Genomic DNA, 21,581 nt, shown 5'->3' with positions numbered 1-21,581 from the left:
TACCCTCCCCGCCATGCGCGCACTGCGAATACTGCTCATATTTGTCGTCGTGGTCGGCGGCCTCTTCGTGGCGGCCGACCGCGTCGCGGTCCACTTCGCCGAGGGCAAGGCCGCCGACAAGATCCGCACGAGCGAAGGGCTCGGGCAGACCCCCGACGTGTCGATCAACGGCTTCCCGTTCCTGACCCAGGTCGCGGACGGCACCCTGGACGACGTCGAGCTCGGCATCCAGGACTTCGAGGCGAAGGGCGGCAAGAGCGACAGCGCCGGCATCCGCATCGCCGACCTCAAGGCCGAGCTGCACGGCGTGAAGTTCGACAGCAGCTACAGCTCCGCCACCGCCGACTCGGCCACCGGCACCGCCCGCATCGACTACGACGAGCTCCTCAAGGCCGTGAAGAAGGAGGGGCCGGCCCAGGTCGCCCCCGGCGTCACCGCGTGGATCGACGGCCTCGCGTACGCCGGAGACCACAAGGTCAAGGTCACCGTCGCGGTCAAGACCCCGCTCGGCACGGTGCGGCCCACGGTGCGCAGCACGGTCGACGTCAGCGGCGGCAAGCTCTCCGCGCACGCCGACAGCCTGCCGAACGTGGACGCGTTCAATCTGGCGGACGGCCCGCTCCGGGGCGTCATCGACTTCAAGCAGGCGCTCGACGACCTGCCGGCGGGCATCGAGCTCGACCGGGTCCAGGCCGTCGACCAGGGCATCGAGATCACGGTGAAGGGTTCGAACCTCGACCTGGTCGGGTAGGCCGGGAACGGGTCATGAGCACGGCGGTCCGTATCGCGAGACGACGGCGTCCGAAGAGCAAAAGCCGTCCGGGCCCAGGCGGGGCCCGGAGCGGCCGGACGGCGGCCCGCCCCGCGATCGTTCTCACATTGCGGACGATCGTGTCTCAGAATCCGACACGCCGGTGACACGGCCGCTCCCGCATCCTTACGATCGGGGCATGAAGCGACAGGCGGACCTCACGAAGCGGCGGGCAGTAGACCTGTGCCGCGTCGCCGCCATGCTCTGTCGCGCCGTCTGAGCGGGACGGCTCAACTCCCGCTTTCCATGGACCCCTTGAGATGACTCGGGGTCACCCGTGCACACCTCTGCACACCCATGTTTCGCATGCCGCCGCAACTGCCCCGGAGGAAGACAGCATGAGCCGCAGTGACGTCCTCGTAGACGCCGACTGGGTCGAGGCCAACCTCGACAACGACAACGTGGCCATCGTCGAGGTCGACGAGGACACGTCCGCGTACGACAAGAACCACATCAAGAACGCGATCCGGATCGACTGGACCAAGGACCTCCAGGACCCGGTCCGCCGTGACTTCATCGACCAGGCCGGCTTCGAGGAGCTGCTGTCGAAGAAGGGCATCGGCAACGACACGACCGTCGTCCTCTACGGCGGCAACAACAACTGGTTCGCCTCCTACGCGTACTGGTACTTCAAGCTCTACGGCCACCAGGACGTGAAGCTCCTCGACGGCGGCCGCAAGAAGTGGGAGCTCGACTCCCGCGACCTGGTCGACGGCTCGCAGGTCCCGAACCGCCCGGCCACGCAGTACAAGGCCAAGCCGCAGGACACCTCGATCCGCGCCTTCCGCGACGACGTCGTCAACGCGATCGGCAACCAGAACCTCGTCGACGTGCGCTCGCCCGACGAGTTCTCCGGCAAGCTGCTCGCCCCGGCCCACCTCCCGCAGGAGCAGTCGCAGCGCCCGGGCCACGTCCCGTCCGCGCGCAACATCCCGTGGTCGAAGAACGCCAACGACGACGGCACGTTCAAGTCGGACGACGAGCTCAAGGCGCTCTACGCCGACGAGCAGGTCGACCTGGCGAAGGACTCCATCGCGTACTGCCGCATCGGCGAGCGCTCCGCGCTCACCTGGTTCGTGCTGCACGAGCTGCTCGGCCAGGAGAACGTCAAGAACTACGACGGCTCGTGGACCGAGTACGGCTCCCTCGTCGGCGTGCCGATCGAGCTCGGCGCCAACAAGTAACCCCCTGTCCTTTACTTCCCTTCCTGACTTCCTAGGAGAGCAACATGTGCGGAGCGAAGGCCGGCGGCCCCGACGCCTCGACGATCAAGCCCGGTGAGACCACCATCCAGGGCCAGGTGACCCGCGACGGCGAGCCGGTGACGGGCTACGTCCGTCTCCTGGACTCGACCGGCGAGTTCACCGCCGAGGTCCCCACCTCGGCCACGGGCCAGTTCCGCTTCTACGCGGCCGAGGGCACGTGGACGCTGCGCGCCCTGGTCCCCGGCGGCCAGGCCGACCGTACGGTCGTCGCCCAGACCGGCGGCCTTGCCGAGGTCGCGATCGCCGTCTGAGCGGTCACACACGACGGCTGAAGGGCCGCACCCCGCCTGGGTTGGACGCCACTGGTACGGGTGCGGTCCTTCGGCATGTTTTCGGGCCCCGTACGGGCTTACGCTGAAGGTATGTACGCGCGGCGGAAGCACGTCTACTTCGCCATGATGGGCGTCTGCATCGGCCTGTTCGTGCTGGCCTGGGGCGTCGTGCGGCTCTGGTCGGTACCGGCGGCCGTCGCCATGTGCGTCGTCGCCATGGTCATCCCGCCCGTCGCCGCCATCGTCGCCAACCGGCGCGGCCCGGAGGACCGCTGGTGGGACGACCCCTCCGGTGACCAGAAGTCCGACGAGTGGTGGGACGAACTGGACGGCAAGAAGCGTCGCCCCTGACTCCCGCCCTGACCCCGCCCGGACACCCGCTGTGACCGACCTCGCCGAGAGCGCCCGTGCCCGGACGACTACAGTGGGGTCCGGCTCTGTTATCCGCATACGTTCCGCTCACCGAGGAGCAATCCCGTGCTTGAGGCCTTCTTCTCCACCCTTCTCGTCCTGGTCTGCGTCGGCGTCGTCGCCTTCGCGGGTCTGACCGTGAAGAAGCTGTACCAGGGCCAGCGCTGACCCCCCACTGAGAGACGTCTGAACCGCTCATGATCCAGATCCCGTCCGACCTGCACCCCGACCTCGTCCCCCTCGCGTTCCTCCTGGGCGACTGGGCCGGCGCCGGCGTCACCGACTTCCCGGGTGCCGAGAAGGCCAACTTCGGGCAGGAGGTCTCCTTCACTCACGACGGGCGGGACTTCCTGGAGTACCGCTCGCACACCTGGGTCCTGGACTCCGAGGGCAACAAGGTGAAGCCCCTCGAGTCCGAGTCCGGCTTCTGGCGGATCGGCAAGGACCGCAAGGTCGAGGTCGTCATGGTCCGCGACGACGGCGTCGTCGAGGTCTGGTACGGCGAGCTCGCCGACCAGAAGCCGCAGATCGACCTGGCCACCGACGCGGTCGCCCGCACCGCCGCCTCCGGCCCGTACAGCGGCGGCAAGCGCCTCTACGGCTACGTGAAGAGCGACCTGATGTGGGTCGGCGAGAAGCAGACCCCCGAGGTCCCGCTGCGCCCCTACATGTCGGCCCAGCTCAAGAAGGTCGTCTCGCCCGACGAGGTCGCCGAGATGGCGCGCAACCTCCCGGACATGCCGGACGACGGTATTGCGTTCTTCAAGTAGGGCGGATCGCTTTCTTCAAGTAGTTCTAGACTCGTCGGTGTGGTGAGCACCGAAGGCATCGACTGGAAGAGCGATCTGAGGCAGCGCGGCTATCGGCTGACGCCGCAGCGTCAGCTTGTCCTGGAAGCCGTGGACACCCTCGAGCACGCGACCCCCGACGACATCTTGTGCGAAGTGCGCAAGACGGCGTCGGGGGTCAACATTTCGACGGTCTACCGGACCCTTGAGCTCCTGGAGGAGCTCGGGCTCGTCTCGCACGCCCATCTCGGGCACGGCGCGCCCACGTACCACCTCGCCGACCGGCACCACCACATCCACCTGGTGTGCCGCGACTGTACGAACGTGATCGAGGCGGACGTGGACGTGGCGGCGGAGTTCACCGCCAAGCTGCGCGAGGAGTTCGGCTTCGACACCGACCTCAAGCACTTCGCGATCTTCGGGCGCTGCGAGAACTGCGCCGCGGACAAGGGGCGGACGCAGGAATAAGCGCGTCCGCCCACTCGTCGTAGTGTGTGTGAACATGCAGCGACATTCAACGAGCCCCCTGCTGGCCCTGCCCGGCGCCGTCCCCGCCGAGGGCGTGGACGAAGGCGTCGCCGCGCACTACGGAGACCTGTTCCGCGAGCAGCGCGCCCTCGCCGACGGGGCGGGCGTCGTCGACCTGTCGCACCGCGGCGTGATCACGGTCACCGGCGCGGACCGGCTGAGCTGGCTGCACCTGCTGCTCACCCAGCATGTGGAGCAGCTGGAGCCGGGCCGGGCCACCGAGGCGCTGATCCTCTCTGCCAACGGACACATCGAGCACGCCCTGTACCTCGTCGACGACGGCACGACGACGTGGGCGCACGTCGAGCCGGGCACGCAGGAGTCCCTCCTCGCGTACCTGGAGTCCATGAAGTTCTTCTACCGGGTCGAGACCGCGGACCGGACCGACGAGTTCGCCGTCGTGCACCTGCCGGCCGGGTCGATCGCTCCGGTGCCGGACGGCGTGGTCGTGCGCGAGACGCCGCACGGCCGCGATCTGTTCCTGCCGCGCGCCGACCTGGAGTCGTACGCGACCGAGAACGGCCCGGCGGTCGGTCTGCTCGCGTACGAGGCGCTGCGCGTCGAGCAGCACCGCCCGCGCTTCGGCTTCGAGACGGACCACCGCACGATCCCGCACGAGCTGGGCTGGATCGGGTCGGCCGTGCATCTGCAGAAGGGCTGCTACCGGGGGCAGGAGACCGTCGCCCGCGTGCACAACCTGGGCAAGCCGCCGCGGCGGCTCGTCTTCCTGCACCTGGACGGCAGCGAGGTGCACCTGCCGCCGCACGGCGCCGAGGTGCGGCTCGCCGCGGACGGCCCCGAGGGCCGCAAGATCGGTGTCGTGACGACCTCCGTGCGCCACCACGAGCTCGGCCCGATCGCGCTCGCGGTCATCAAGCGGAACGTGCCGGCCGACGCGGAGCTCCTCGCGGAGGCCACGGCGGCGGCGCAGGAAGTCGTCGTCGAGCCGTAGCGGCGTCCTGCGACTACATCTCCAGCAGCACCGTGAACGGGCCGTCGTTCGTCAGGGAGACCCGCATCTGCGCCCCGAACCGGCCCGTCGCCACGGTCGCGCCGAGCGCCCGCAGCTGCGCCACGACCTCGTCGACCAGCGGCTCGGCCACGGGGCCCGGCGCGGCGGCGTTCCAGGTGGGGCGGCGGCCCTTGCGGGCGTCCCCGTAGAGCGTGAACTGGCTGATGACGAGGAGCGGAGCGTCGATGTCGCTGCATGACTTCTCATCGGCCAGCATCCTTACCGACCAGAGTTTGCGGGCCAGTTGGGCCGCCTTCTCCTTGGTGTCCTCGTGCGTGACCCCGACCAGGACGCACAGGCCCTCGCCCTTGATCTCGCCCACGACCTGGTCCTCCACGACGACGCTCGCGCCGTCCACCCTCTGCACAACTGCTCGCATACGGCCATCATGCCGTGCGCCGATTTTCATGCCCCGCAAGGGGTTTGGCGCGCTCCCCAACCCCCCATCCGGGGCGGATCTGGGGCACTCGTGCCCGAACCGGCCACTGGGAGTGGCACCATGCTGACACGCGGTGCGTCGGTGGCGTGCGGCGCGGTCCGGTCGAGGGGACGGTAAGCACCATGGATACCCATGCCATGAGCCACACAACGAGTACGGGGCTGCCCGGGCAGCCCGTATCGCTGACGCACAGGGAACGGATGGCCCCGCTGACCCGCCCGCCGGCCCAGCGGACCGACAGCCCGGAGCTGCCCGCCGTGCCCGCCCCGGACCTGTCGGCCCTGCGCCTGCCGGAGCTGCGCACGCTGCGCCGCGACTCCCAGCAGAACGAGGCGGACCTGAGCTACGTACGACGTCTGCTGCAGGGCCGGATCGACATCCTGCGGGCCGAGCTGGGCCGGCGGAAGGACCCCGAGTCGCCGGTCGTGGACCGCCTCTCCGAGATCCTGCGGGACCAGCCGGCGAACCACCGCTCCTCCGCCCGGCACGTCACGGTCGGCATCCCGCACAGCGAGGAGTCCCGCCGCCTGGCCCAGGAGATGCTCGCCGAGGTCGAGCTCTCCGACCTGGTCGCCCGCACGGACGACGAGCTGCTCGCGGCGATGGGCCGCCTCGTCCGCTACGAACAGCAGGTCTCGCGCCGGCGCCACCAGCTGCAGCGCACGGCGGACGACTGCAGCGCGGAAATCGCTCGCCGCTACCGAGCCGGCGAGGCCCAGGTGGACGACCTACTGGGCCCGTCAGCAGGCCCTTCCGGTGATTGAGCCATATCAAGCCCCGCATTGGGACGAGAGCCAGCGGGGTCCGGGGTAGAGCCCCGCGGCGTAGGAAAACCCGAGCGACACATGCGTCCGCCGCCTAGCGTGACCCCATGAGTAGCCCCGCCACACCCCCGGATCACCGCGAAGCGATACACGTACGGGACGTCACCGAGGACGAACTGCCCGACTGGTGCCGCGCCCTCAACACCGGTTTCCTGCGCCCGCCGACCGCCTCACCCCAGACGGTCGCGAAGCGACGCGCACACTTCGACCTCACCCGCACCCGCGCCGCCTTCGCCCCGGCAGGGGGAGGCGGAACGCGGCAGGTCGCCACGTTCCGCTCCTTCGCGCAGGAGCTCACCGTGCCGGGCGGCGCAACCGTCCCCACGGACGCGATCACCAACGTCACCGTCAGCCCCACGCACCGCCGCCGCGGGCTGCTCAGCCGCATGATGGCCGCGGACCTCGCCGAGGCGAAGCAGCGCGGCGACGTCGCGGCGACGCTGATCGCGGCGGAGTACCCGATCTACGGGCGGTTCGGCTTCGGCCCCGCGGCCACGGCCACCGTGTGGGAGATCGACGTGCCACGGACCGGCCTCGACCCGCGTTGGTCGGGCCCGGACGACGGCGGCCGAGTGGACCTGGCGGACCCCGAGGAGGTGCGCAAGGTCGGCCCGGAGCTGCACGAGCGGCTGCGCGCCCGCGTCGCCGGCGTGGTGTCGCGGGACGAGCTGTGGTGGCAGTCCAGCACCGGCCTGTGGCCGACCCCGGAGGAACCGTGGACGGAGCCGTTCCACGCGGTGTACCGCAACGCGCGCGGCGAGGTGGAAGGCCTCGTCGTCTACCAGGCCGACGACCACTGGGGCGATGCCAAGCAGCCGCTGAACACGGCGCGGGTACGGCAGTTGATCGCCGTCACGCCGGCCGCCGAGCGCGCCCTGTGGACGTATGTCTGCTCCGTCGACTGGATCACCACGGTGCGTTCCGGGCTGCGTGCCCCGGACGACCTGCTGCCGCACCTGCTGCCCGACCCGCGCGCCGCCCGCGTCGTGACGCAGGCCGACTTCCTGTGGGTGCGGATCCTGGACGTCGTACGGGCCCTGGAAGCGCGCTCGTACGACACGAGCGGGGAGATCGCGTTCGAGGTGCTCGATCCCGCGGGACTCGCGGGCGGGCGGTTCACGTTGACGGCGGCGCCCGGCGGGGCGGTCTGTTCGCTGGGCACCGCCTCCCCGCAACTCACCGTCGATGTACGCGAGTTGGGGGCGCTGTGGCTGGGCGACGAGTCAGCGGTGCGGCTCGCCGCCCTGGGACGGCTCGTGGAGCATGAGGCGGGTGCGGCGGCCGAGTTCGGTGCCCTGTTGCGGACCTCGCGGCGGCCGTGGTGCCCCGACGTGTTCTGACGCGTCCTTACGTGCTCCGACGCTTACTGACCGACCGGGCTCCCGGCTCCCCTCCGGAAGGGAGCCCGGTCAGCCGCTCTGGGCGAGCAGCATCACGAGGACGACGGCCCCGATGCCGCTGATAACTGTGTTCTTGGCCTTGAGGCCGACGGAGAGAACGATGAAGGCGATGATGCCCATCGGCCCGTACTTCCACTGGATGAGCTGCTCGAACCCGATGGCGAGTGCGGCGACGACGATGGCGAAGAGCGGCATTGTCCAACCTCCTTCAGGACCTGCGGTCCTTGTGGTGACCAACTTCAGGTCCCCCGACCATGTCCGGGAAGTTGGTCACCAACTCAAGGGTAGTTATCTCCGCAGAAGGGCGGCTCATAACCACCTTCACCTCAACTCCCCAAAGATGGCGGGAAGTTGTAGGGTTTGGTTGTGAGTGGGGAGCATGCCGCCGTCAACGGACGGCCCAGGTCACAGCGGGAGCGACGCACATACCGCGAAGTGGCCGACGAGCTGCGCGACCGGATCACGTCCGGCCGCCTGAGTCCCGGCCAACAGATGCCTACACAGGCACAGTTGGCGGGCGAATTCGGTGTGGAGCGCTCCGCCGTACGTCAGGCGCTGCGCGTTCTGCAGTCCGAGAACCTGTTGGTGGACGCATCGAAGGGCAGCCCGGCCAGGGTCGCCCAGCACCCGAGGCCCGTGCTGTTCGGGCCCGAGGCGCCACCGCAGTCGACCATGGTGACGCTCGCTCCGCGCATCGCCGAGGCCTTCGCGCGGGGCGACGTGGAGATCGACGCCCTGTGCCTGACGGCGGTCTCGCTGACACTCGCGATGAGCGAACCGCTGCGCCTCATCCACGAGGGCCGTACGAAACCGGCCAGAGTGCGGGTGCGGGTGCTGCTGCCGAGCCGGGACATCGCCCTCGCGTTCCCCACGGCCGCGCCGCCGGTCGCGGAGCCCGGGTCGCGGGCCGTGGAGGCCTCGCGGGCGGAGGCGGCGGTGGGCGGCAGGCTGCGCCGCGACTGGCTGGCGCAGCGCAACGCGCAGGGGCAGGTGCTGCGCCACAATCTGCTGGCTCTGCGGGCCACGCACGACATGGACGTCACGGTGGAGTTCCGCGCGCTGCCGTTCACGCCGCCGGTCAAGCTCTACCTGCTCAACAGCAACGAGGCGCTGTTCGCGTACTACACGCTGGCCAGACGCGGCGAGCAGATCGACCACGAGCGGGTGGACGTCTACGACGCGCAGGGCTTGCGGCAGATGCTCTTCGCGTTCGAACACGGGGCGGGGCTGCGCGACACGACGTTCGTGGAGCAGTCCCACCTGTGGTTCAACGGCCTGTGGAACACGATCAGCCAGGACCTGACCTTCAGTACGTGACGGCGGGACGCGATGGTGGGACGCGGCGGCGGGTCCGGTCAGTGCAGCGCCGGCCCGGCCATCGTGAGCGCGAGCAGCACGCCTCCCAGTGAACTGCAGGTGGCGCTCCTGGCCTTGGCGCCGATGGCGAGCAGGAGCAGGCCCGCGAGGCCGGCCGGTCCGTAGTGCCACTGTGCGAGCTGCTCGAAGGTGATCACGACCACCGCGGAGAGGAGGCTCAGAACGGACATGGTGGTTCCTCCTGCTTCGGAGTGCGTTCGCCGATGGGTCTTACTTGGTCTCCTTCGCTGCCACCATTGGCCACCTTCTTCCAAGTTGGCGACCAACTGCACTGGAGTTGTCCCCACTTGGTCGTGGTATATAAACAGGAGGACGACAACTCGCGCCAAATCAGGGTGAGTTGTGGCGTTTGGTCGGTATCCAGGGGAGCAGAGCGTGGCGGACATGGCAGACGCGACACTGAACGGCAGGAGAAGGCTCACGGCCCAGGAGATCGCCGACCAACTCCGTGAGCGCATCAGGGCGGGCAGCCTGAAGCCGGGCGACCAACTGCCCACGCAGGCCACGCTCGCCGAGGAGTTCGGCGTCGAGCGCGGCACGGTCCGTCAGGCGCTGCAACTGCTGGAGACGGACGGCCTGCTGAGCAAGCGCAGCAAGGGCAGCCCGCCGCGCATCGCCCCGGGCTCCGCCGCGCGCGACGAGCCGCAGCCCTCGATGGTCGCGCTCGCCCCCCGCCTCGTGGAGGCCTTCCACGCCCCTCACGTGCGTATCGACGCCGTCTGCCTGACGTCCGAGACCCTGATGCTGGCCCTCGGGGAGCCGCTGCGCCACGTCCACGAGGGCCGCATACGCCCCGAGTCCCTCGACGTACGCATCCTGCTGCCCAGCCGCGACATCGACCTCGCCTTCCCGGTGCCGGTCCCGGGCGACAGCGACGGCGTCGACCACGACGAGGGGGTCGCCGTGCACAACCGCTGGCTCGCCACGCGCAACGCGCAGGGGCAGGTGCTCCGCCACAACCTGCGCTCCCTGCGCTCCTCGCACAACATCGACGTGCGGGTGACCTTCCGCGCCCTCCCCTTCACCCCGCCGGTCAAGCTCTATCTGCTCAACCAGTCCGAGGCCCTGCTCTCCTACTACATGGTCACGCGCCGCGAGGAGGAGATCGACAACGACACCAAGCTGGAGATGTTCTCGGCCACCGGCACGCAGGCCCTGCTCTTCTCCTTCGAGGAGCGGGCGGGCCACCGGGACCGGACCTTCGTGGAGGAGTCGCAGAAGTGGTTCGACGCCCTCTGGGAAACCATCACCTCCGACCTGACACTCTCCTAGTGACTTCAGAGACGACGAAGCAGACTGTTCCGGTGGCAGAAGAGACCGAATCAAGTCGGGAAACGACCGAGCCGTGCGACGCCCGCGAGTCGGGCACCCTGGCCGAGCTGATCACCGGCGCCCGTCATGTCCTCTTCGACTTCGACGGACCGATCTGCCGGCTGTTCGCGGGCCGCCCGGCGGCGGGGATCGCCCGGCAGCAGGTGGAGTGGCTGGATGCGCAGGGTCTTGGCGAGGTGCTGACGGACGACGAGCGAGCCGACACGGACCCGCACGGCGCCCTGCGCCGACTCGGCCGGGCGCGGCCGGACAGCGATCTGGTCCTCGAGATGGAGAGCCGGCTCACCGAGCAGGAACTGCGCGCCGTCGGCACGGCCTGGCCCACCGAACACGCGGATCCGCTGATCCGCACCTGGACGGCGGTCGGCGTGCGCCTCGCCATCACCACCAACAACTCGGCCGAGGCGGCCCGCCGCTACATCGCGAGCCGCGGCCTGTCCGGTTGCTTCGAGCCGCACATCTACGGCCGCACCCAGGACCTCGCCCGCCTCAAGCCGGACCCGTACTGCCTCACCCGGGCCATGTCGGCGATGGGCGCGTCGCCCGGCACGACGCTGATGATCGGCGACGCCGCGACGGACCTGGTGGCGGCACGGAAGGCGGGCGTCGCGTTCCTGGGTTACGCGCGTCATGCCCGCAAGGAGCAGGTGTTGCGTGAGGCGGGCGCCCGGCAGGTGACCGGCTCCCTGGAGCCGATCATCGACATTCTGCGGGGCCGCCGCTGACCTGCGGTTCCCTCGCCCTCTGCTGCAAGCCGGGTGGAGTTGGCAGCCAACTGCCGTAGAGTTGTACGGACTTGGTGGGGGGTGAGGGGAGATCGTCGTGGTGAACGAGAGTGTCGGGAGCGCCCCCAGACCCGCCGCCGAGGAGATCGCCGATGCCCTGCGGAAGCGGATCGTCAACGGGGACCTCATCTCCGGCCAGCGCCTGCCGACGCAGGCCGCGCTTTCCCAGGAGTTCGGCGTGGAGCGGGGCACGATCCGCAACGCGCTGCAACTGCTGCGTGCGGACGGCCTGTTGACGAACTCGGGCAGGGGCAGCCCGCCCACGGTGTCCCGCCTCGAACACCACTCCCCGCCGGGCGCACAAACAGCCAGAAGTATCCTGGGGCCCCGCCTGGTGGCGGCCTTCGAGGCGCCGCACGTCTACGTGGACGTGGTGAGCCTGACAGGGGAGACGCTGGTGACGGCCCTGGGAGAGCCGTTGCGCAAGGTGTACGAAGGGGTGCTGCGGCCGGAGTCCGTACGGGTGCGGATGGTGGTGCCGAGGCTGGGCGAGAACATCGACTACCCCGCGCCGACCGCCGGCTGGGGGGCCGACGAAAAGCTCGACGAGGCGGTCAGGCGCCGCAGCCGGATCCAATGGGACTCGCAGCGCATGGTGCTCGCAGACGCATTCAAGGGGCTGCGGGACAGCGGCGTCGACGCCACGTTCGAGTACCGCTTCGTCTCCGGCGTACCGACCCGGAAGGTGTATCTCCTGAACCGGCGAGAGGCGCTGGTCGGGCACTACGTTCCGGGGCGGTTCGAGCGGGAGATCGACGACTACGAAGCGGCGGACACGGTGGAACTCGTGGACGTGGCGGGCTTCGAGACCGAAATGCTGGCCTTCGAGCGCCCGAACGGCCCGGACCAGGCCGCCTTCGTGGACGGAGAACAGGCGATGTTCGACGGCCTATGGGAGCACGTGGCGCGGCGTCGTCAGGCTTGAGTGAGGCCCAGGAACGCCACCACGATCACGAACCACACCCAGGCCATCGGCCGCCGCTCGGCCGGCAGAAGCAGCGTGAGGGCGGTGAGGCCCACAAGGCCGAGGACCCCATACTTGGACTGGATGAACTGCTCAAGACCGTAGAGGAGTACGGGCGCCAGCAACTGCGGCAGCGGATTCATGGGTCCCCACCCTTCAACTGTCGGACCAGCCAGGCCAATTGGACTGCTGGACTTGAATTGGTCTTCCCCGGGTGGACAGATCGTTAAGCAACGTCCCTCAAAGGTAGGGAAGTTGACTGAATCTGGTGTGCCGTTGGGCTGGCAGAGGTACGTTCCCCGTGTGACGAACAGCCAGAGCGGGGCGAGCGGCGGCAGGGAGGTCTTCCGTGTGGTGGAGGAGCTCCGCTCGCGGATGGCCGGAGGCATGTACTCGCTGGGGTCACCGCTGCCGTCCCAGCGGGCACTGGCCGCGGACTTCGAGGTCTCACGGGACACGGTGCAGCGCGCCCTCGGCCAGCTGCGCGAAGAAGGCTGGATCGAATCGAAACAGGGCAGCGGGACCCGTGTCGTACGGGCACAGGAGGCACAGTCCTACACCGCGCAGGCGGCGAAGGACGGACGCGTGACGCTGCGCGGATTCTTCGACGAGGCGTTCGCCGGGCCCGAGGTGGTGCTCGACGTGTTCACCCTCACCTCGGAGTCCCTCGACATGCAGGTGAAAGGTCAGATCGAGCGGATGAGGATCGGAGAGGTGCGACCGCGGCGCATCGCCATCCGCATGCTGCTGCCCGACGAGTCACTCGACCTGCCGTATCCGCGGGCCCTCGACGATCCGGACGGTCGGCTCACTGCGCAGCTGAAGGACCGGTTGCTGGAGATCACACGCCGACACAGCTCGTCGATGCAGGTGGAACTGCGGCAGCTGGAGGCGGAGGAGCTCGTGGAGTCGGCGAGCATCGAGATCCGGCACGTGATGCTCACGCCGGCCTCGAAGCTGTACCTGGTCGGGGGCGAGCAGGCGCTGCACGGCCCGTACGAGGTCATCGAGCGCCCGATCGTGCTCGACGACGAGGTCACGGTCCGCGCTCTGGACGTGCTCGGCCTCGGAGCTCAGCTCACGCACTACGTCAAGGACGCCAATGAGGGCTCCCGGGGCTCGGTCTTCATGAAGAGCTGGCAGGCATGGTTCGACTCGGTGTGGGAGCACCTGGCGGTGCGCTGAGTCGATCGTCGGTCGAACGCCGTACCCGTGTGAGTGTTTCTTTACGTCCCTGAGACCGCTCACTGTGCCACTCCGGTCGTGAGGGCTCCGCACGAGGTCTACTGTGTGGCCCTGTTACGGCCCGTTGCATGAGTATTCAGGAGCGGCGTGTGGGCGCAGTCTGGCGCCGGGTAGTGGGGCGCGCGCAGCGCAGTGGTGAGCAGCTCAGCGGTCACCACAACCTCAACCATGTAGTGCGCTTGACCGCCGAGGAGGCCAGGGCCCTCGGCCGGCCGAAGGACTCCCAGGTCATGGTCCGGCAGCGCAGGAAGGACGCGGTGCCTGTCGTGATCAGGACCTGGCGCGACGAGCGTGAGGTCCTGGAGGCGCTGCGCGGGCACGAAAGGCCCGTACCGCAGTGCCTGGCGCAGTTCGAGCACGTGGGCATCCACAGCTATCTGGAGGGCACGCCGCTCGCCAGTATCTGCCGGAACGGCAAACCCGTGGACCCGCTGCTGATCCAGGCCTTCGCGGAACTGCTCGCGGGGATGGCGGGGGTGCCTGAGGACTCCCTTCCGCCGCGCCCCGAGCACTGGCCGAGGGACGGCGACAGCAGGGGATTCCTGCGCATGCTGATCACCCAGGCCGAAGATCAGATCCGCCTGCCCAACTGGCCTGAATTCGGTGGACTGTTCGTGGCACTTGGAGTGCCGGAGAACGCGCTGCCGCTGTATCAGCTGTGCGCGCCGAAACTGACTCCTCGCCCCTTTCAGCTCCTTCACGGGGACCTGCACCGAGGGAACGTCATCGTCACGCACGACGGCGATCCGCTGCTGCTCTTGGTGGACTGGGAGCTCGCCACATACGGGGATCCGCTCCACGACCTCGCCGTGCACCTGGTGCGCATGCAGTACCCGTCCGAGCAGCAGGCGGACGTGATCGAGCAGTGGCGCAAGGCGATGTCGTCCTCCGGCCGGCCGTTGGCGGCAGAGGGCCTCGACTCCGACCTCCAGCACTACATCGACTTCGAGCACGCACAGTCCGTGTACCCCGATGTGATTCGGGCGGTCGGCTCCCTCGGTGAGAGCTTCAGCCAGAGCGATCTGGAGCAGGCGGCGGCCGAGGTCCACCGGGCCCTGTCCGTGGCCCAGAACCCCCTGAGGCTGCGCAACGTGCTGGAACCGTCCGCGATCGAACCACTGCTCTACCGGTGGCGGGTGGCCAGAGACGGACGCCATCGCGGCAAGGTCTTCTCCAGGTTCATCCACTGGCAGCAGGACGCGCGGCTGCCCCTGCCCGCCGACTTCGGAGCGGAGGACGTCGAAGAGGCCCTGTGGGCGGAGGGCGTGGCTCCGGCATCGCACGTCTTCAAGGGCACCGCGCATTTGGGAACGTTCGTCGACGTCCGGGGATTCGGCCGGGTCATGGTGCGCCGAAAGGTCGGCACGCATCAGCCCATCGAGCCCAGGGTCCTCGACGAGCACGATGTGCTCCGGGCGATCGAGGAATCGGGCGCGGCCGTCAGCGTTCCCCGGGTGCTGGCGCTCGGGTCGAGCGATTTGAAGGACCAGTTCACGATCCAGTCGTACGCGGGTCATCCCCGCGACCGCGGCGGTCCCCAGCATCCGGAGCACGGGCTGCTGCCGGGCGAAGTGGTCGACCTGGTCGACCAGCTGTGCTGTCTCGCGCAACTCCGCGTGCCCGCTCAGGACATGGAAGGGCTCAGCTTCTATCCCTGGTTGTGCAAGCAACTCTGCCGCATGGTCGGCGACTTGGCTCCCCCGGCGAAGGACCTGGCGGGGCGGCTCGGGCTGCCGGATGAGGACGAGTTGGAGAAGCGGCTGCTGCGTCACCGCGTGGAGTGGCGGACCTACGGGCTCCTGCACGGCGACCTGAACCCCTGGAACCTGGTCCGGCGCGAGGACAGGATCGGCCTCACGCTCATCGACTGGGAGATGGCGATGATGGGTGACCCGCTGTACGACCTGGTGCGGCACATCCACCTGACGCCGACCACCAGGGAGGTCCGGGCCCGGATGTACGCCCGCTGGTCGCTGCAGATGCCGGAGGAGGAGTACATCCGAGGCTGGGAACGCGACATCGCCGTGTATGCGGGCCTCGAAGTGGTCCGATCCGCCTATGTCGACCTGGATCGCCTGGTCACCGGCTCCGGCCTGGACGCCCCGAACGTGCGACGGGCCGTGGGCTCGTACACGACGACGCTCCGCAAGGCCCTGGCCTGGCTGAAAATGCCCGCGGGATCGGCGCGCGCGGCCAACCCGTACCTTGCCCTGGCTCTGCCGCACGCATGACCATGACATGAAGAGGGCGGCGTCGGGGGAGGGCTGCGCATGTCACGTGGTGGAAGCAGCGGTACGGGCGGCGGCAGGGGCGGAATAGGGCGCGCGCTGCGCGCTTTCCAGCAGCGCGTCGAACCCACGGTCGTACGCGTCCTGTTGCTCGTCGTCTTCGTCACGGGGTTGACCGCCCAGTTCGTCACTCCACTCGGGAACGCCCTGGAGGGCAAGGCGTATCTCGTCGGCGCGCTGCTCAGCTTCGTCGCCTTCATCCTGTACGACGCGCTCAAGGAACTCACCGCCGCCGCCCGCCTCCCCGCCCGCCTGGAGGCGAACTCCCGGAACCTGGGCAACTTCGTGGCCGACGCCTTCGAGTCCCGCCGCGTGGAGATCAGCTTCTTCGGCTACACGGGGGAGACGCTCTACAACGAGCTGTACCACCGGCTCGAACGGCTGCAGGACGCGCCGGGGCCGACCCGACAGGTCACCATCCGCATGATCGTTCCGGACTTCTCCCAGCCCATGAACGTACCGTCCAAGGTCGGAGCGGACGGGGCGGCCGAGGACGCGCCGGAGTTCCGTCGTCGCATCGAGCTCAAGTGCCAGGAGTACGACCAGATACTCACCCGCCTCGCGGCCGGCCTGACCCGACGGGGGCATGTCGACGTGAACTGTGAGTACCGGGTGATCGCCGGCCCGCCGCTGCACAAGCTCTGCATCTTCAACCGCAAGCGCGTCCTGCACGGCCTCTACGACGTCTCTTCCAAGATGTCGATCGAGGGGCCCGAGTACTACGACCCCAAGGGCTACGACACCGATCTCACGGTGCTGGCCGCCGAGCGCCGGCCGGAGGACGAGCCGGCCGTCGGCCAGTGGGTCAAGCACTTCGACGACCTGTGGACCCTGGCCGCGCAGGCTCCGCGGTGGCGGCGCGCGGCGGCCGCCTGAGCCGGGGGACGTACCCTCCTCCCCATGACCGACCGCACCCCCGGCCTCCGCGAACTCAAGAAGCAGCGCACCCGGCAGACCCTCTCCGAGACCGCCGTCCGGCTCTTCATGGAGAAGGGGTACGACAACGTGTCCGTGGCCGAGGTCGCCGCCGCGGCGGAGGTGTCCAAGCCGACCTTGTTCCGGTACTTCGCCGCGAAGGAGGACCTGGTGCTGCACCAGTTCGCGGACCACGAGGACGAGGCCGCGCGGGTCGTCACGGGGCGGGGCGAGGGGGAAGCGCCGCTCGGCGCGCTGCGGCGGAACTTCATGGAGGGGCTGCGGCGGCGGGACCCGGTGACCGGGTTGTGCGATCACCCGGCGGTGCTCGCGTATCAGCGACTGCTGTACGGGACGCCGCAGTTGGTCGCGCGGCTGTACGGGTATCAGGAGCGGTCGGAGCGGGCGCTCGCCCAGGCGCTCGGGGGGCCCGAGGTGCGGGCCCGGATCGCCGCGGGGCAGATCGTGGCCGCGCAGCGGATCCTCGCCGGGGAGAACGTACGGCGGATCGTGGCCGGCGAGTCCGCCGACGAACTGGAGGCGGAGGCCGTGCGCACCGCCGAGCTGGGGTTCCAGCAGCTGGGGGAGGGCATCGGGCGCTGGTACGGGTGAGCGGCCCGACGTGCGGCCGGCGTCGGCCGCACGGTGCGGCAGCCTCCGGACCCGCAACTCCCGTGCCCCCGCTACCCCTTCTGTCGCGCCCGCCTCGCACCCGCCGGACTCGGCGCGGGAGTGCTCAAGTGGCCCTCGGCGAGCTGGGTCAGTAGACGCAGGAACGTCTCCCGGTCGCCCCGGGGGAACGACGCCAGGGCCTCCTCGTGGACCCGGTCCACGATCTCCTGGCTGCGCGCGGCCGTCCGCGCGCCCTCCTCCGTGACGGCGATGACCCGCGCCCGCCGGTCCGTGCTGGAGGGGCGCCGCTCCGCGAGCCCCGCCTTCTCCAGGGCGTCGACCGTCACGACCATCGTCGTCTTGTCCATGTCGCCGATCTCCGCGAGCTGATTCTGCGTGCGCTCTTCCTCCAGCGCGTGCACCAGCACGCAGTGCATCCGCGCCGTCAGCCCGATCTCGGCGAGCGCGGCGGCCATCTGGCTGCGCAGCACGTGACTCGTGTGGTCCAGGAGGTACGAGAGGTCGGGCCTGGTCCGGGTGGGGGCGGGCGTCATGGCGGTCATGAGGCCAGGTTAGTCGATCATTCGTTCCGAAGAATATCGTCTGCAACGAAACTATCTGCTACGGTCTTTATATCGACGCCGCCCGGCAGGGGTGGTGGACCGACCGAAGGGCAACGCCATGTCTGCCATGCCCGCACCGCCCGTCGGGGGAGCCGCCCGCTCCCGCTGGCTCGCCCTCGGCGTGATCGCCGCCGGCACTCTCATGATCATTCTCGATGGATCGATCGTCACCGTGGCGATGCCGGCCATCCAGGAAGACCTCAAGTTCAGCCCGATCGGCCTGAGTTGGGTCGTCAACGCCTACCTCATCGCCTTCGGGAGCCTGCTGCTGCTCGCAGGGCGGCTCGGTGATCTGCTCGGCCGCAAGCGGATGTTCTTCGCGGGGACCGCGGTCTTCACCGCCGCGTCCCTGTTCGCCGGGCTCGCCACCAGCCCGGCCGCACTGCTCGCCGCGCGCTTCCTGCAAGGGGTCGGCAGCGCGATGGCCGCCGCCGTCGGGCTCGGGATCCTCGTGACGCTCTTCGCCGATCCGGGTGAACGGGCGCGCGCCATAGGTGTGTTCAGCTTCACCGGGGCGGCGGGCGCCTCGATCGGGCAGGTCCTGGGCGGCGTACTCACCGACGCGCTCGACTGGCACTGGATCTTCTACATCAACCTGCCGATCGGCGCCGCCGTGCTCGCCCTCGCGGTGACCGCACTGCCGGGCGACCGCGGCATCGGACTGCGCGCCGGTGCCGACGCGTGGGGGGCGCTGCTGATCACGGCGGGGCTGATGCTCGGGATCTACGGTGTCGTCAACATCGAGGCGTACGGGGCGGGTTCGTGGCGGGCGGCCGGGATGGTCGTGGCGGGGCTCGTGCTCGTCGCCGGGTTCGTCGTTCGGCAGGCGCGCGCCCGGACGCCGCTCATGCCGCTGCGCATCCTGCGCTCGCGCGCCGTCGTCGGCGCCAACCTCACCCAGATCCTCACCCTCGCCGCCATGTTCGCCTTCCAGGTGCTCGCCGCGCTCTATATGCAGCAGGTGCTCGGGTACGGGGCCCTGGAGACCGGCCTCGCGATGCTGCCCGCCGCCGTCATGATCGGCGCGGTCTCGCTCGGCGTCTCGGCCCGGCTGGCCGGGCGGTTCGGGGAGCGGCGGGTGCTGCTCGCCGGTCTGGTCCTGCTCGCCGCGGCCCTCGGCTATCTCGCCCGGGTGCCCGTACAGGGGGAGTACGTCCCCGATCTGCTGCCCGTGATGCTGTTGGTGTCCGGTGGCGGCCTCGTGCTGCCGATGCTCGCCGGACTGGGGATGTCCGCGGCAAGCGAGGAGGACGCGGGGTTGGCCTCCGGCCTGTTCAACACCACTCAGCAGATCGGCATGGCGCTCGGCGTCGCCGTCCTGTCCACCCTGTCCGCCGCGCGTGCCGACTCCCTCATGGCGAGCGGGAGCGCGCGGGCCGCCGCGCTCACCGGCGGATACCGGCTCGCGTTCGCCGTCGGGGCCGGAATGATCGGGGTCGCCTTCCTGGTCGCATGGCTCCTGCTGCGGCGCACCGCCGCGCCCGCCCGGGAGACCGACGGCGCGGCGCCCACCGCTCAGCGCCGCCAGCCGTCGGGCGTGCGCAGCCCGTAGCCGAGAGCCCGGTCGGAAGCTATGTGCAGCAGCCAGCCGAGTATGAAGGTGAACAGCCCCACGTTGGCACCTGGTCCGTCGCCCGGGAGCAAGGGGACGACGACGAGCCCCAGAACCGGGACGATCGGCCGGTGGACGAGGTTGTAAGCGGCCACCTTGCCGCGTGGGAGTTGCCCGGGTTCGTGCGGCCCCGCCGGCCCGACGAACAGCGTCAGGTCGGGAGCGATGAAGCCCACGATGCCCAGCGGAATCGTCGCCCCGCCATGGTTGACCATCTCGAGCACGGTCCAGGCCAGCAGCAACACGGCGAGCAGGGCCCAGGCCCCACGGACCGGTCCCGAGGCCGAACTCCGGGTCGCCTTATGGTGCGTTGGAGATGTCATGCGCTCACTCCTTGCGAGGAGACGGCGATCTCCACCTCGCCCCGCTCGGTCAACGGGGCGTGGGTGGCCGAGGCCCGTCGCACCGCCCATTTCGATACGACTGTTTCGTTATTCAGAGTAGGCGGGGTCCACCATTTACGCAACCGTCGTAGCGTAATTGGTGTGCAATGGCGCGCAATGGCGGGCGCCCCGTCCGTGGTTCGTGGTGTGGAACACTTTTGCAAGCAGGTGCTTGCAAAAGTTAGCGCGGATGCGGCACCATCGACGTATGGCATCGCTCAACGTCGGAAGTCTCGGCGAATACCTGCGCGAGCAGCGTCGCAACGCGCAGTTGTCGCTCCGTCAGCTGGCCGACGCCGCCGGAGTGTCCAACCCGTACCTGAGTCAGATCGAGCGCGGGCTGCGCAAGCCGAGCGCGGAGGTTCTGCAGCAGGTCGCGAAGGCGCTGCGGATCTCGGCGGAGACGTTGTACGTGCACGCCGGCATTCTCGACGCCGAGCGGGAGCGGACCGAGGTGGAGACGCGCGCCGTCATCCTCGCCGACCCCTCGCTGGGTGAGCGTCAGAAGCAGGTGCTGTTGCAGATCTACGACGCCTTCAGGCACGAGAACGGGACCAGCAGCGATACGGACGGCGATGCCGAGCCCTCAAGCAGCAGTTGATGTGATCCGGGAGGACCACGCCATGGCCATCAAGGACGACCTGCGCAAGACCCTCACCGACCCGACCCCGCTCTACTTCGCCGCCGGCACCGCCGAGCTGGCGTACCAGCAGGCCAAGAAGGTGCCGGGGATCGTCGAGCAGCTGCGGAGCGAGGCGCCCGCCCGCTTCGACTCCGTGCGGCAGACCGACCCGAAGGACGTGCAGGAGAAGGCGACCAGCCGCGCCAAGGAGGCGCAGGCCACCCTCACGGCGAAGGTGAACGAGCTGGTCGCGGGCCTCGACACCGACCTGAAGAAGTTCGGCGAGAGCGCCCAGGAGTTCGCACTGCGCGGCGTCGGCTACGCGGCCGAGGCCGCCGTCAAGGCGCGCGAGACGTACGAGAAGGTCGCCGAGCACGGCGAGGAGGCCGTCAAGGCCTGGCGCGGCGAGGCCGCCGAGGAGATCAGCGAGCTCGCCGAGGCCGTCGAGCCCGACCCCGAGCCGGCCACCGCCTCGAAGCCGGAGGCCAAGGAGACGCCGGCCGCCGACGCGGACAAGACGGCCGCCGCCAAGAAGACCGCGGCCAAGAAGACGACCCCCGCGAAGAAGACGGCCCCCGCGGCCAAGAAGACCGGCTCCGGCTCCACGCCGCCCGCCAAGTAGGCCCTACGTCGACGGGCCGGGCGCTTGTGGAGTGTCCGGCCCGTCGGGCGGTACCGTGGCCGTGGTCGGAAGGTCCCGTACGTCGATTCTGGTGGTGGCGTTGTGCTGATGCAGGGTTTCGCCAATGTGATGTCGCTGCTGAACCTGGCGTTGATCGTCTTCAGCGGCTTCGCGCTCGTCGACGCCGCGATCCGGCGCGAGGACGCCTACCGCGCGGCCGACAAGAAGACCAAGCCGTTCTGGCTGATCATCCTCGGGCTCGCGTTCATCGTGAACTGGATCTTCGGCATCCTGTCGTTCCTGCCGATCATCGGGCTCATCGCGACCATCGTGTACATGGTGGATGTGCGGCCCGCCGTCCGGCAGATCAGCGGTGGCGGCGGGGGCCGCAAGGGCCGCGGCTCCAGCAGCGACGGCCCGTACGGTCCGTACAACGGCGGCCGCTGAAGCA

General features: G+C 69.4%; 27 protein-coding genes. 21 read left to right on the top strand and 6 right to left on the bottom strand.

Annotation, left to right across the window (positions count from 1 at the left end; translation table 11 throughout):
• Positions 1 to 13: 13 nt before the first annotated feature.
• From ACP4E5_RS21950 to ygfZ, 7 genes are all read left to right on the top strand, one after another.
• Entirely contained in the window at positions 14 to 751 is a 738-nt protein-coding gene (locus tag ACP4E5_RS21950) for an LmeA family phospholipid-binding protein (RefSeq protein ID WP_425831242.1), read from the top strand.
• A 398-nt stretch (positions 752 to 1,149) separates the two neighbouring features.
• Entirely contained in the window at positions 1,150 to 1,995 is an 846-nt protein-coding gene (locus tag ACP4E5_RS21945) for a sulfurtransferase (RefSeq protein WP_425831240.1), read from the top strand.
• A 44-nt stretch (positions 1,996 to 2,039) separates the two neighbouring features.
• Positions 2,040 to 2,327, top strand: coding sequence for a DUF1416 domain-containing protein (locus ACP4E5_RS21940; RefSeq protein WP_306321487.1), 288 nt, complete (start codon positions 2,040 to 2,042; stop codon positions 2,325 to 2,327).
• Between the two features lie 111 nt (positions 2,328 to 2,438).
• The gene (locus ACP4E5_RS21935) at positions 2,439 to 2,699 is read left to right on the top strand and encodes a DUF3099 domain-containing protein (protein ID WP_425831237.1); all 261 of its coding nucleotides are present in this window, start codon (positions 2,439 to 2,441) and stop codon (positions 2,697 to 2,699) included.
• 257 nt (positions 2,700 to 2,956) lie between these two features.
• Positions 2,957 to 3,529 carry a heme-binding beta-barrel domain-containing protein gene (locus ACP4E5_RS21930; protein WP_425831235.1) on the top strand — a complete coding sequence of 191 codons (573 nt, stop codon included), beginning with the start codon at positions 2,957 to 2,959 and terminating at the stop codon, positions 3,527 to 3,529.
• Between the two features lie 39 nt (positions 3,530 to 3,568).
• Positions 3,569 to 4,015 carry a Fur family transcriptional regulator gene (locus ACP4E5_RS21925; protein WP_425831233.1) on the top strand — a complete coding sequence of 149 codons (447 nt, stop codon included), beginning with the start codon at positions 3,569 to 3,571 and terminating at the stop codon, positions 4,013 to 4,015.
• Positions 4,016 to 4,049: 34 nt separating this feature from the next.
• Positions 4,050 to 5,027: a CAF17-like 4Fe-4S cluster assembly/insertion protein YgfZ gene (gene ygfZ, locus ACP4E5_RS21920; protein ID WP_425831231.1), complete on the top strand. Its 978-nt coding sequence runs from the start codon at positions 4,050 to 4,052 to the stop codon at positions 5,025 to 5,027.
• Positions 5,028 to 5,040: 13 nt separating this feature from the next.
• On the opposite strand, the gene dtd is transcribed toward ygfZ, so the two are convergent.
• A complete protein-coding gene (gene dtd, locus ACP4E5_RS21915; RefSeq protein WP_425831229.1) occupies positions 5,041 to 5,466 on the bottom strand; it encodes a D-aminoacyl-tRNA deacylase in 426 nt (141 codons plus the stop codon).
• 260 nt (positions 5,467 to 5,726) lie between these two features.
• Between dtd and ACP4E5_RS21910 the strand changes: the two genes are divergently transcribed.
• Complete coding sequence (locus ACP4E5_RS21910) at positions 5,727 to 6,290, top strand: RsiG family protein (protein ID WP_425841549.1); 564 nt, start codon at positions 5,727 to 5,729, stop codon at positions 6,288 to 6,290.
• A 107-nt stretch (positions 6,291 to 6,397) separates the two neighbouring features.
• The gene (locus tag ACP4E5_RS21905; protein WP_425831227.1) at positions 6,398 to 7,690 is read left to right on the top strand and encodes a GNAT family N-acetyltransferase; all 1,293 of its coding nucleotides are present in this window, start codon (positions 6,398 to 6,400) and stop codon (positions 7,688 to 7,690) included.
• Between the two features lie 69 nt (positions 7,691 to 7,759).
• Here ACP4E5_RS21905 and ACP4E5_RS21900 read toward each other — a convergent pair whose 3' ends face one another.
• Entirely contained in the window at positions 7,760 to 7,945 is a 186-nt protein-coding gene (locus ACP4E5_RS21900) for a hypothetical protein (RefSeq protein WP_356375748.1), read from the bottom strand.
• Positions 7,946 to 8,110: 165 nt separating this feature from the next.
• Between ACP4E5_RS21900 and ACP4E5_RS21895 the strand changes: the two genes are divergently transcribed.
• The gene (locus ACP4E5_RS21895; RefSeq protein ID WP_425831224.1) at positions 8,111 to 9,067 is read left to right on the top strand and encodes a winged helix-turn-helix domain-containing protein; all 957 of its coding nucleotides are present in this window, start codon (positions 8,111 to 8,113) and stop codon (positions 9,065 to 9,067) included.
• A 38-nt stretch (positions 9,068 to 9,105) separates the two neighbouring features.
• Here the strand turns inward: ACP4E5_RS21895 and ACP4E5_RS21890 are convergent, their stop codons facing one another.
• Positions 9,106 to 9,297: a hypothetical protein gene (locus ACP4E5_RS21890; RefSeq protein WP_425831222.1), complete on the bottom strand. Its 192-nt coding sequence runs from the start codon at positions 9,295 to 9,297 to the stop codon at positions 9,106 to 9,108.
• Positions 9,298 to 9,511: 214 nt separating this feature from the next.
• Between ACP4E5_RS21890 and ACP4E5_RS21885 the strand changes: the two genes are divergently transcribed.
• The 3 genes from ACP4E5_RS21885 (at position 9,512) to ACP4E5_RS21875 (ending at position 12,169) form a co-directional block, all read left to right on the top strand.
• Entirely contained in the window at positions 9,512 to 10,399 is an 888-nt protein-coding gene (locus ACP4E5_RS21885; protein WP_425831220.1) for a GntR family transcriptional regulator, read from the top strand.
• Entirely contained in the window at positions 10,348 to 11,184 is an 837-nt protein-coding gene (locus tag ACP4E5_RS21880; protein WP_425831218.1) for an HAD family hydrolase, read from the top strand. The genes ACP4E5_RS21885 and ACP4E5_RS21880 overlap by 52 nt, the downstream gene beginning before the upstream one ends.
• Before the next feature lie 97 nt (positions 11,185 to 11,281).
• Positions 11,282 to 12,169: a winged helix-turn-helix domain-containing protein gene (locus tag ACP4E5_RS21875; protein WP_425831216.1), complete on the top strand. Its 888-nt coding sequence runs from the start codon at positions 11,282 to 11,284 to the stop codon at positions 12,167 to 12,169.
• Here the strand turns inward: ACP4E5_RS21875 and ACP4E5_RS21870 are convergent.
• Positions 12,160 to 12,351, bottom strand: coding sequence for a hypothetical protein (locus tag ACP4E5_RS21870; protein WP_425831214.1), 192 nt, complete (start codon positions 12,349 to 12,351; stop codon positions 12,160 to 12,162). The two genes, ACP4E5_RS21875 and ACP4E5_RS21870, sit on opposite strands and share 10 nt — an antisense overlap.
• 160 nt (positions 12,352 to 12,511) lie before the next feature.
• On the opposite strand from ACP4E5_RS21870, the gene ACP4E5_RS21865 reads away from it, so the two are divergent.
• The 4 genes from ACP4E5_RS21865 (at position 12,512) to ACP4E5_RS21850 (ending at position 17,268) form a co-directional block, all read left to right on the top strand.
• Positions 12,512 to 13,393: a winged helix-turn-helix domain-containing protein gene (locus ACP4E5_RS21865; protein WP_425831212.1), complete on the top strand. Its 882-nt coding sequence runs from the start codon at positions 12,512 to 12,514 to the stop codon at positions 13,391 to 13,393.
• Positions 13,394 to 13,542: 149 nt separating this feature from the next.
• Complete coding sequence (locus ACP4E5_RS21860) at positions 13,543 to 15,684, top strand: aminoglycoside phosphotransferase family protein (protein ID WP_425831210.1); 2,142 nt, start codon at positions 13,543 to 13,545, stop codon at positions 15,682 to 15,684.
• 39 nt (positions 15,685 to 15,723) lie between these two features.
• Positions 15,724 to 16,617, top strand: coding sequence for a hypothetical protein (locus ACP4E5_RS21855; RefSeq protein WP_425831208.1), 894 nt, complete (start codon positions 15,724 to 15,726; stop codon positions 16,615 to 16,617).
• 24 nt (positions 16,618 to 16,641) lie between these two features.
• The gene (locus tag ACP4E5_RS21850) at positions 16,642 to 17,268 is read left to right on the top strand and encodes a TetR/AcrR family transcriptional regulator (protein WP_425831206.1); all 627 of its coding nucleotides are present in this window, start codon (positions 16,642 to 16,644) and stop codon (positions 17,266 to 17,268) included.
• Positions 17,269 to 17,339: 71 nt separating this feature from the next.
• On the opposite strand, the gene ACP4E5_RS21845 is transcribed toward ACP4E5_RS21850, so the two are convergent.
• Entirely contained in the window at positions 17,340 to 17,831 is a 492-nt protein-coding gene (locus ACP4E5_RS21845; protein WP_425831204.1) for a MarR family winged helix-turn-helix transcriptional regulator, read from the bottom strand.
• A gap of 127 nt (positions 17,832 to 17,958) precedes the next feature.
• Between ACP4E5_RS21845 and ACP4E5_RS21840 the strand changes: the two genes are divergently transcribed.
• Complete coding sequence (locus tag ACP4E5_RS21840; RefSeq protein ID WP_425841546.1) at positions 17,959 to 19,443, top strand: MFS transporter; 1,485 nt, start codon at positions 17,959 to 17,961, stop codon at positions 19,441 to 19,443.
• On the opposite strand, the gene ACP4E5_RS21835 is transcribed toward ACP4E5_RS21840, so the two are convergent.
• On the bottom strand, positions 19,407 to 19,826 hold the full coding sequence (locus ACP4E5_RS21835; RefSeq protein WP_425831202.1) for a DUF4260 family protein: 420 nt from the start codon (positions 19,824 to 19,826) through the stop codon (positions 19,407 to 19,409). The genes ACP4E5_RS21840 and ACP4E5_RS21835 overlap by 37 nt on opposite strands.
• A 268-nt stretch (positions 19,827 to 20,094) precedes the next feature.
• Between ACP4E5_RS21835 and ACP4E5_RS21830 the strand changes: the two genes are divergently transcribed.
• From ACP4E5_RS21830 to ACP4E5_RS21820, 3 genes are all read left to right on the top strand, one after another.
• A complete protein-coding gene (locus ACP4E5_RS21830; RefSeq protein WP_425831200.1) occupies positions 20,095 to 20,487 on the top strand; it encodes a helix-turn-helix domain-containing protein in 393 nt (130 codons plus the stop codon).
• 22 nt (positions 20,488 to 20,509) lie between these two features.
• The gene (locus tag ACP4E5_RS21825) at positions 20,510 to 21,130 is read left to right on the top strand and encodes a hypothetical protein (RefSeq protein WP_425831198.1); all 621 of its coding nucleotides are present in this window, start codon (positions 20,510 to 20,512) and stop codon (positions 21,128 to 21,130) included.
• A gap of 108 nt (positions 21,131 to 21,238) precedes the next feature.
• The gene (locus ACP4E5_RS21820) at positions 21,239 to 21,577 is read left to right on the top strand and encodes a DUF2516 family protein (protein WP_425841543.1); all 339 of its coding nucleotides are present in this window, start codon (positions 21,239 to 21,241) and stop codon (positions 21,575 to 21,577) included.
• Positions 21,578 to 21,581: the final 4 nt, after the last annotated feature.

This window comes from Streptomyces fractus (assembly GCF_049844455.1).
In the GTDB taxonomy this organism is placed as follows: Bacteria; Actinomycetota; Actinomycetes; order Streptomycetales; family Streptomycetaceae; genus Streptomyces; species Streptomyces fractus.
The sequence above is the reverse complement of the archived record's forward strand: the minus strand, read 5'-3'. Positions and strand labels throughout refer to the sequence as shown.

What these genes read in the sequence shown, in the direction of transcription:
- ACP4E5_RS21820 (WP_425841543.1), top strand. Translation starts at nt 21,239, where the DNA reads ATGCAGGGTTTCGCCAATGTGATGTCGCTGCTGAACCTGGCGTTGATC.
- ACP4E5_RS21890 (WP_425831222.1), bottom strand. Translation starts at nt 9,297, where the DNA reads ATGTCCGTTCTGAGCCTCCTCTCCGCGGTGGTCGTGATCACCTTCGAG.
- ACP4E5_RS21950 (WP_425831242.1), top strand. Translation starts at nt 14, where the DNA reads ATGCGCGCACTGCGAATACTGCTCATATTTGTCGTCGTGGTCGGCGGC.
- ACP4E5_RS21850 (WP_425831206.1), top strand. Translation starts at nt 16,642, where the DNA reads ATGACCGACCGCACCCCCGGCCTCCGCGAACTCAAGAAGCAGCGCACC.
- ACP4E5_RS21825 (WP_425831198.1), top strand. Translation starts at nt 20,510, where the DNA reads ATGGCCATCAAGGACGACCTGCGCAAGACCCTCACCGACCCGACCCCG.
- ACP4E5_RS21935 (WP_425831237.1), top strand. Translation starts at nt 2,439, where the DNA reads ATGTACGCGCGGCGGAAGCACGTCTACTTCGCCATGATGGGCGTCTGC.
- ACP4E5_RS21940 (WP_306321487.1), top strand. Translation starts at nt 2,040, where the DNA reads ATGTGCGGAGCGAAGGCCGGCGGCCCCGACGCCTCGACGATCAAGCCC.
- ACP4E5_RS21905 (WP_425831227.1), top strand. Translation starts at nt 6,398, where the DNA reads ATGAGTAGCCCCGCCACACCCCCGGATCACCGCGAAGCGATACACGTA.
- dtd (WP_425831229.1), bottom strand. Translation starts at nt 5,466, where the DNA reads ATGCGAGCAGTTGTGCAGAGGGTGGACGGCGCGAGCGTCGTCGTGGAG.
- ACP4E5_RS21930 (WP_425831235.1), top strand. Translation starts at nt 2,957, where the DNA reads ATGATCCAGATCCCGTCCGACCTGCACCCCGACCTCGTCCCCCTCGCG.
- ACP4E5_RS21910 (WP_425841549.1), top strand. Translation starts at nt 5,727, where the DNA reads ATGGCCCCGCTGACCCGCCCGCCGGCCCAGCGGACCGACAGCCCGGAG.
- ACP4E5_RS21900 (WP_356375748.1), bottom strand. Translation starts at nt 7,945, where the DNA reads ATGCCGCTCTTCGCCATCGTCGTCGCCGCACTCGCCATCGGGTTCGAG.
- ACP4E5_RS21870 (WP_425831214.1), bottom strand. Translation starts at nt 12,351, where the DNA reads ATGAATCCGCTGCCGCAGTTGCTGGCGCCCGTACTCCTCTACGGTCTT.
- ACP4E5_RS21945 (WP_425831240.1), top strand. Translation starts at nt 1,150, where the DNA reads ATGAGCCGCAGTGACGTCCTCGTAGACGCCGACTGGGTCGAGGCCAAC.
- ACP4E5_RS21835 (WP_425831202.1), bottom strand. Translation starts at nt 19,826, where the DNA reads ATGACATCTCCAACGCACCATAAGGCGACCCGGAGTTCGGCCTCGGGA.
- ACP4E5_RS21840 (WP_425841546.1), top strand. Translation starts at nt 17,959, where the DNA reads ATGCCCGCACCGCCCGTCGGGGGAGCCGCCCGCTCCCGCTGGCTCGCC.
- ACP4E5_RS21855 (WP_425831208.1), top strand. Translation starts at nt 15,724, where the DNA reads ATGTCACGTGGTGGAAGCAGCGGTACGGGCGGCGGCAGGGGCGGAATA.
- ACP4E5_RS21885 (WP_425831220.1), top strand. Translation starts at nt 9,512, where the DNA reads ATGGCAGACGCGACACTGAACGGCAGGAGAAGGCTCACGGCCCAGGAG.
- ACP4E5_RS21830 (WP_425831200.1), top strand. Translation starts at nt 20,095, where the DNA reads ATGGCATCGCTCAACGTCGGAAGTCTCGGCGAATACCTGCGCGAGCAG.
- ACP4E5_RS21845 (WP_425831204.1), bottom strand. Translation starts at nt 17,831, where the DNA reads ATGACCGCCATGACGCCCGCCCCCACCCGGACCAGGCCCGACCTCTCG.
- ygfZ (WP_425831231.1), top strand. Translation starts at nt 4,050, where the DNA reads ATGCAGCGACATTCAACGAGCCCCCTGCTGGCCCTGCCCGGCGCCGTC.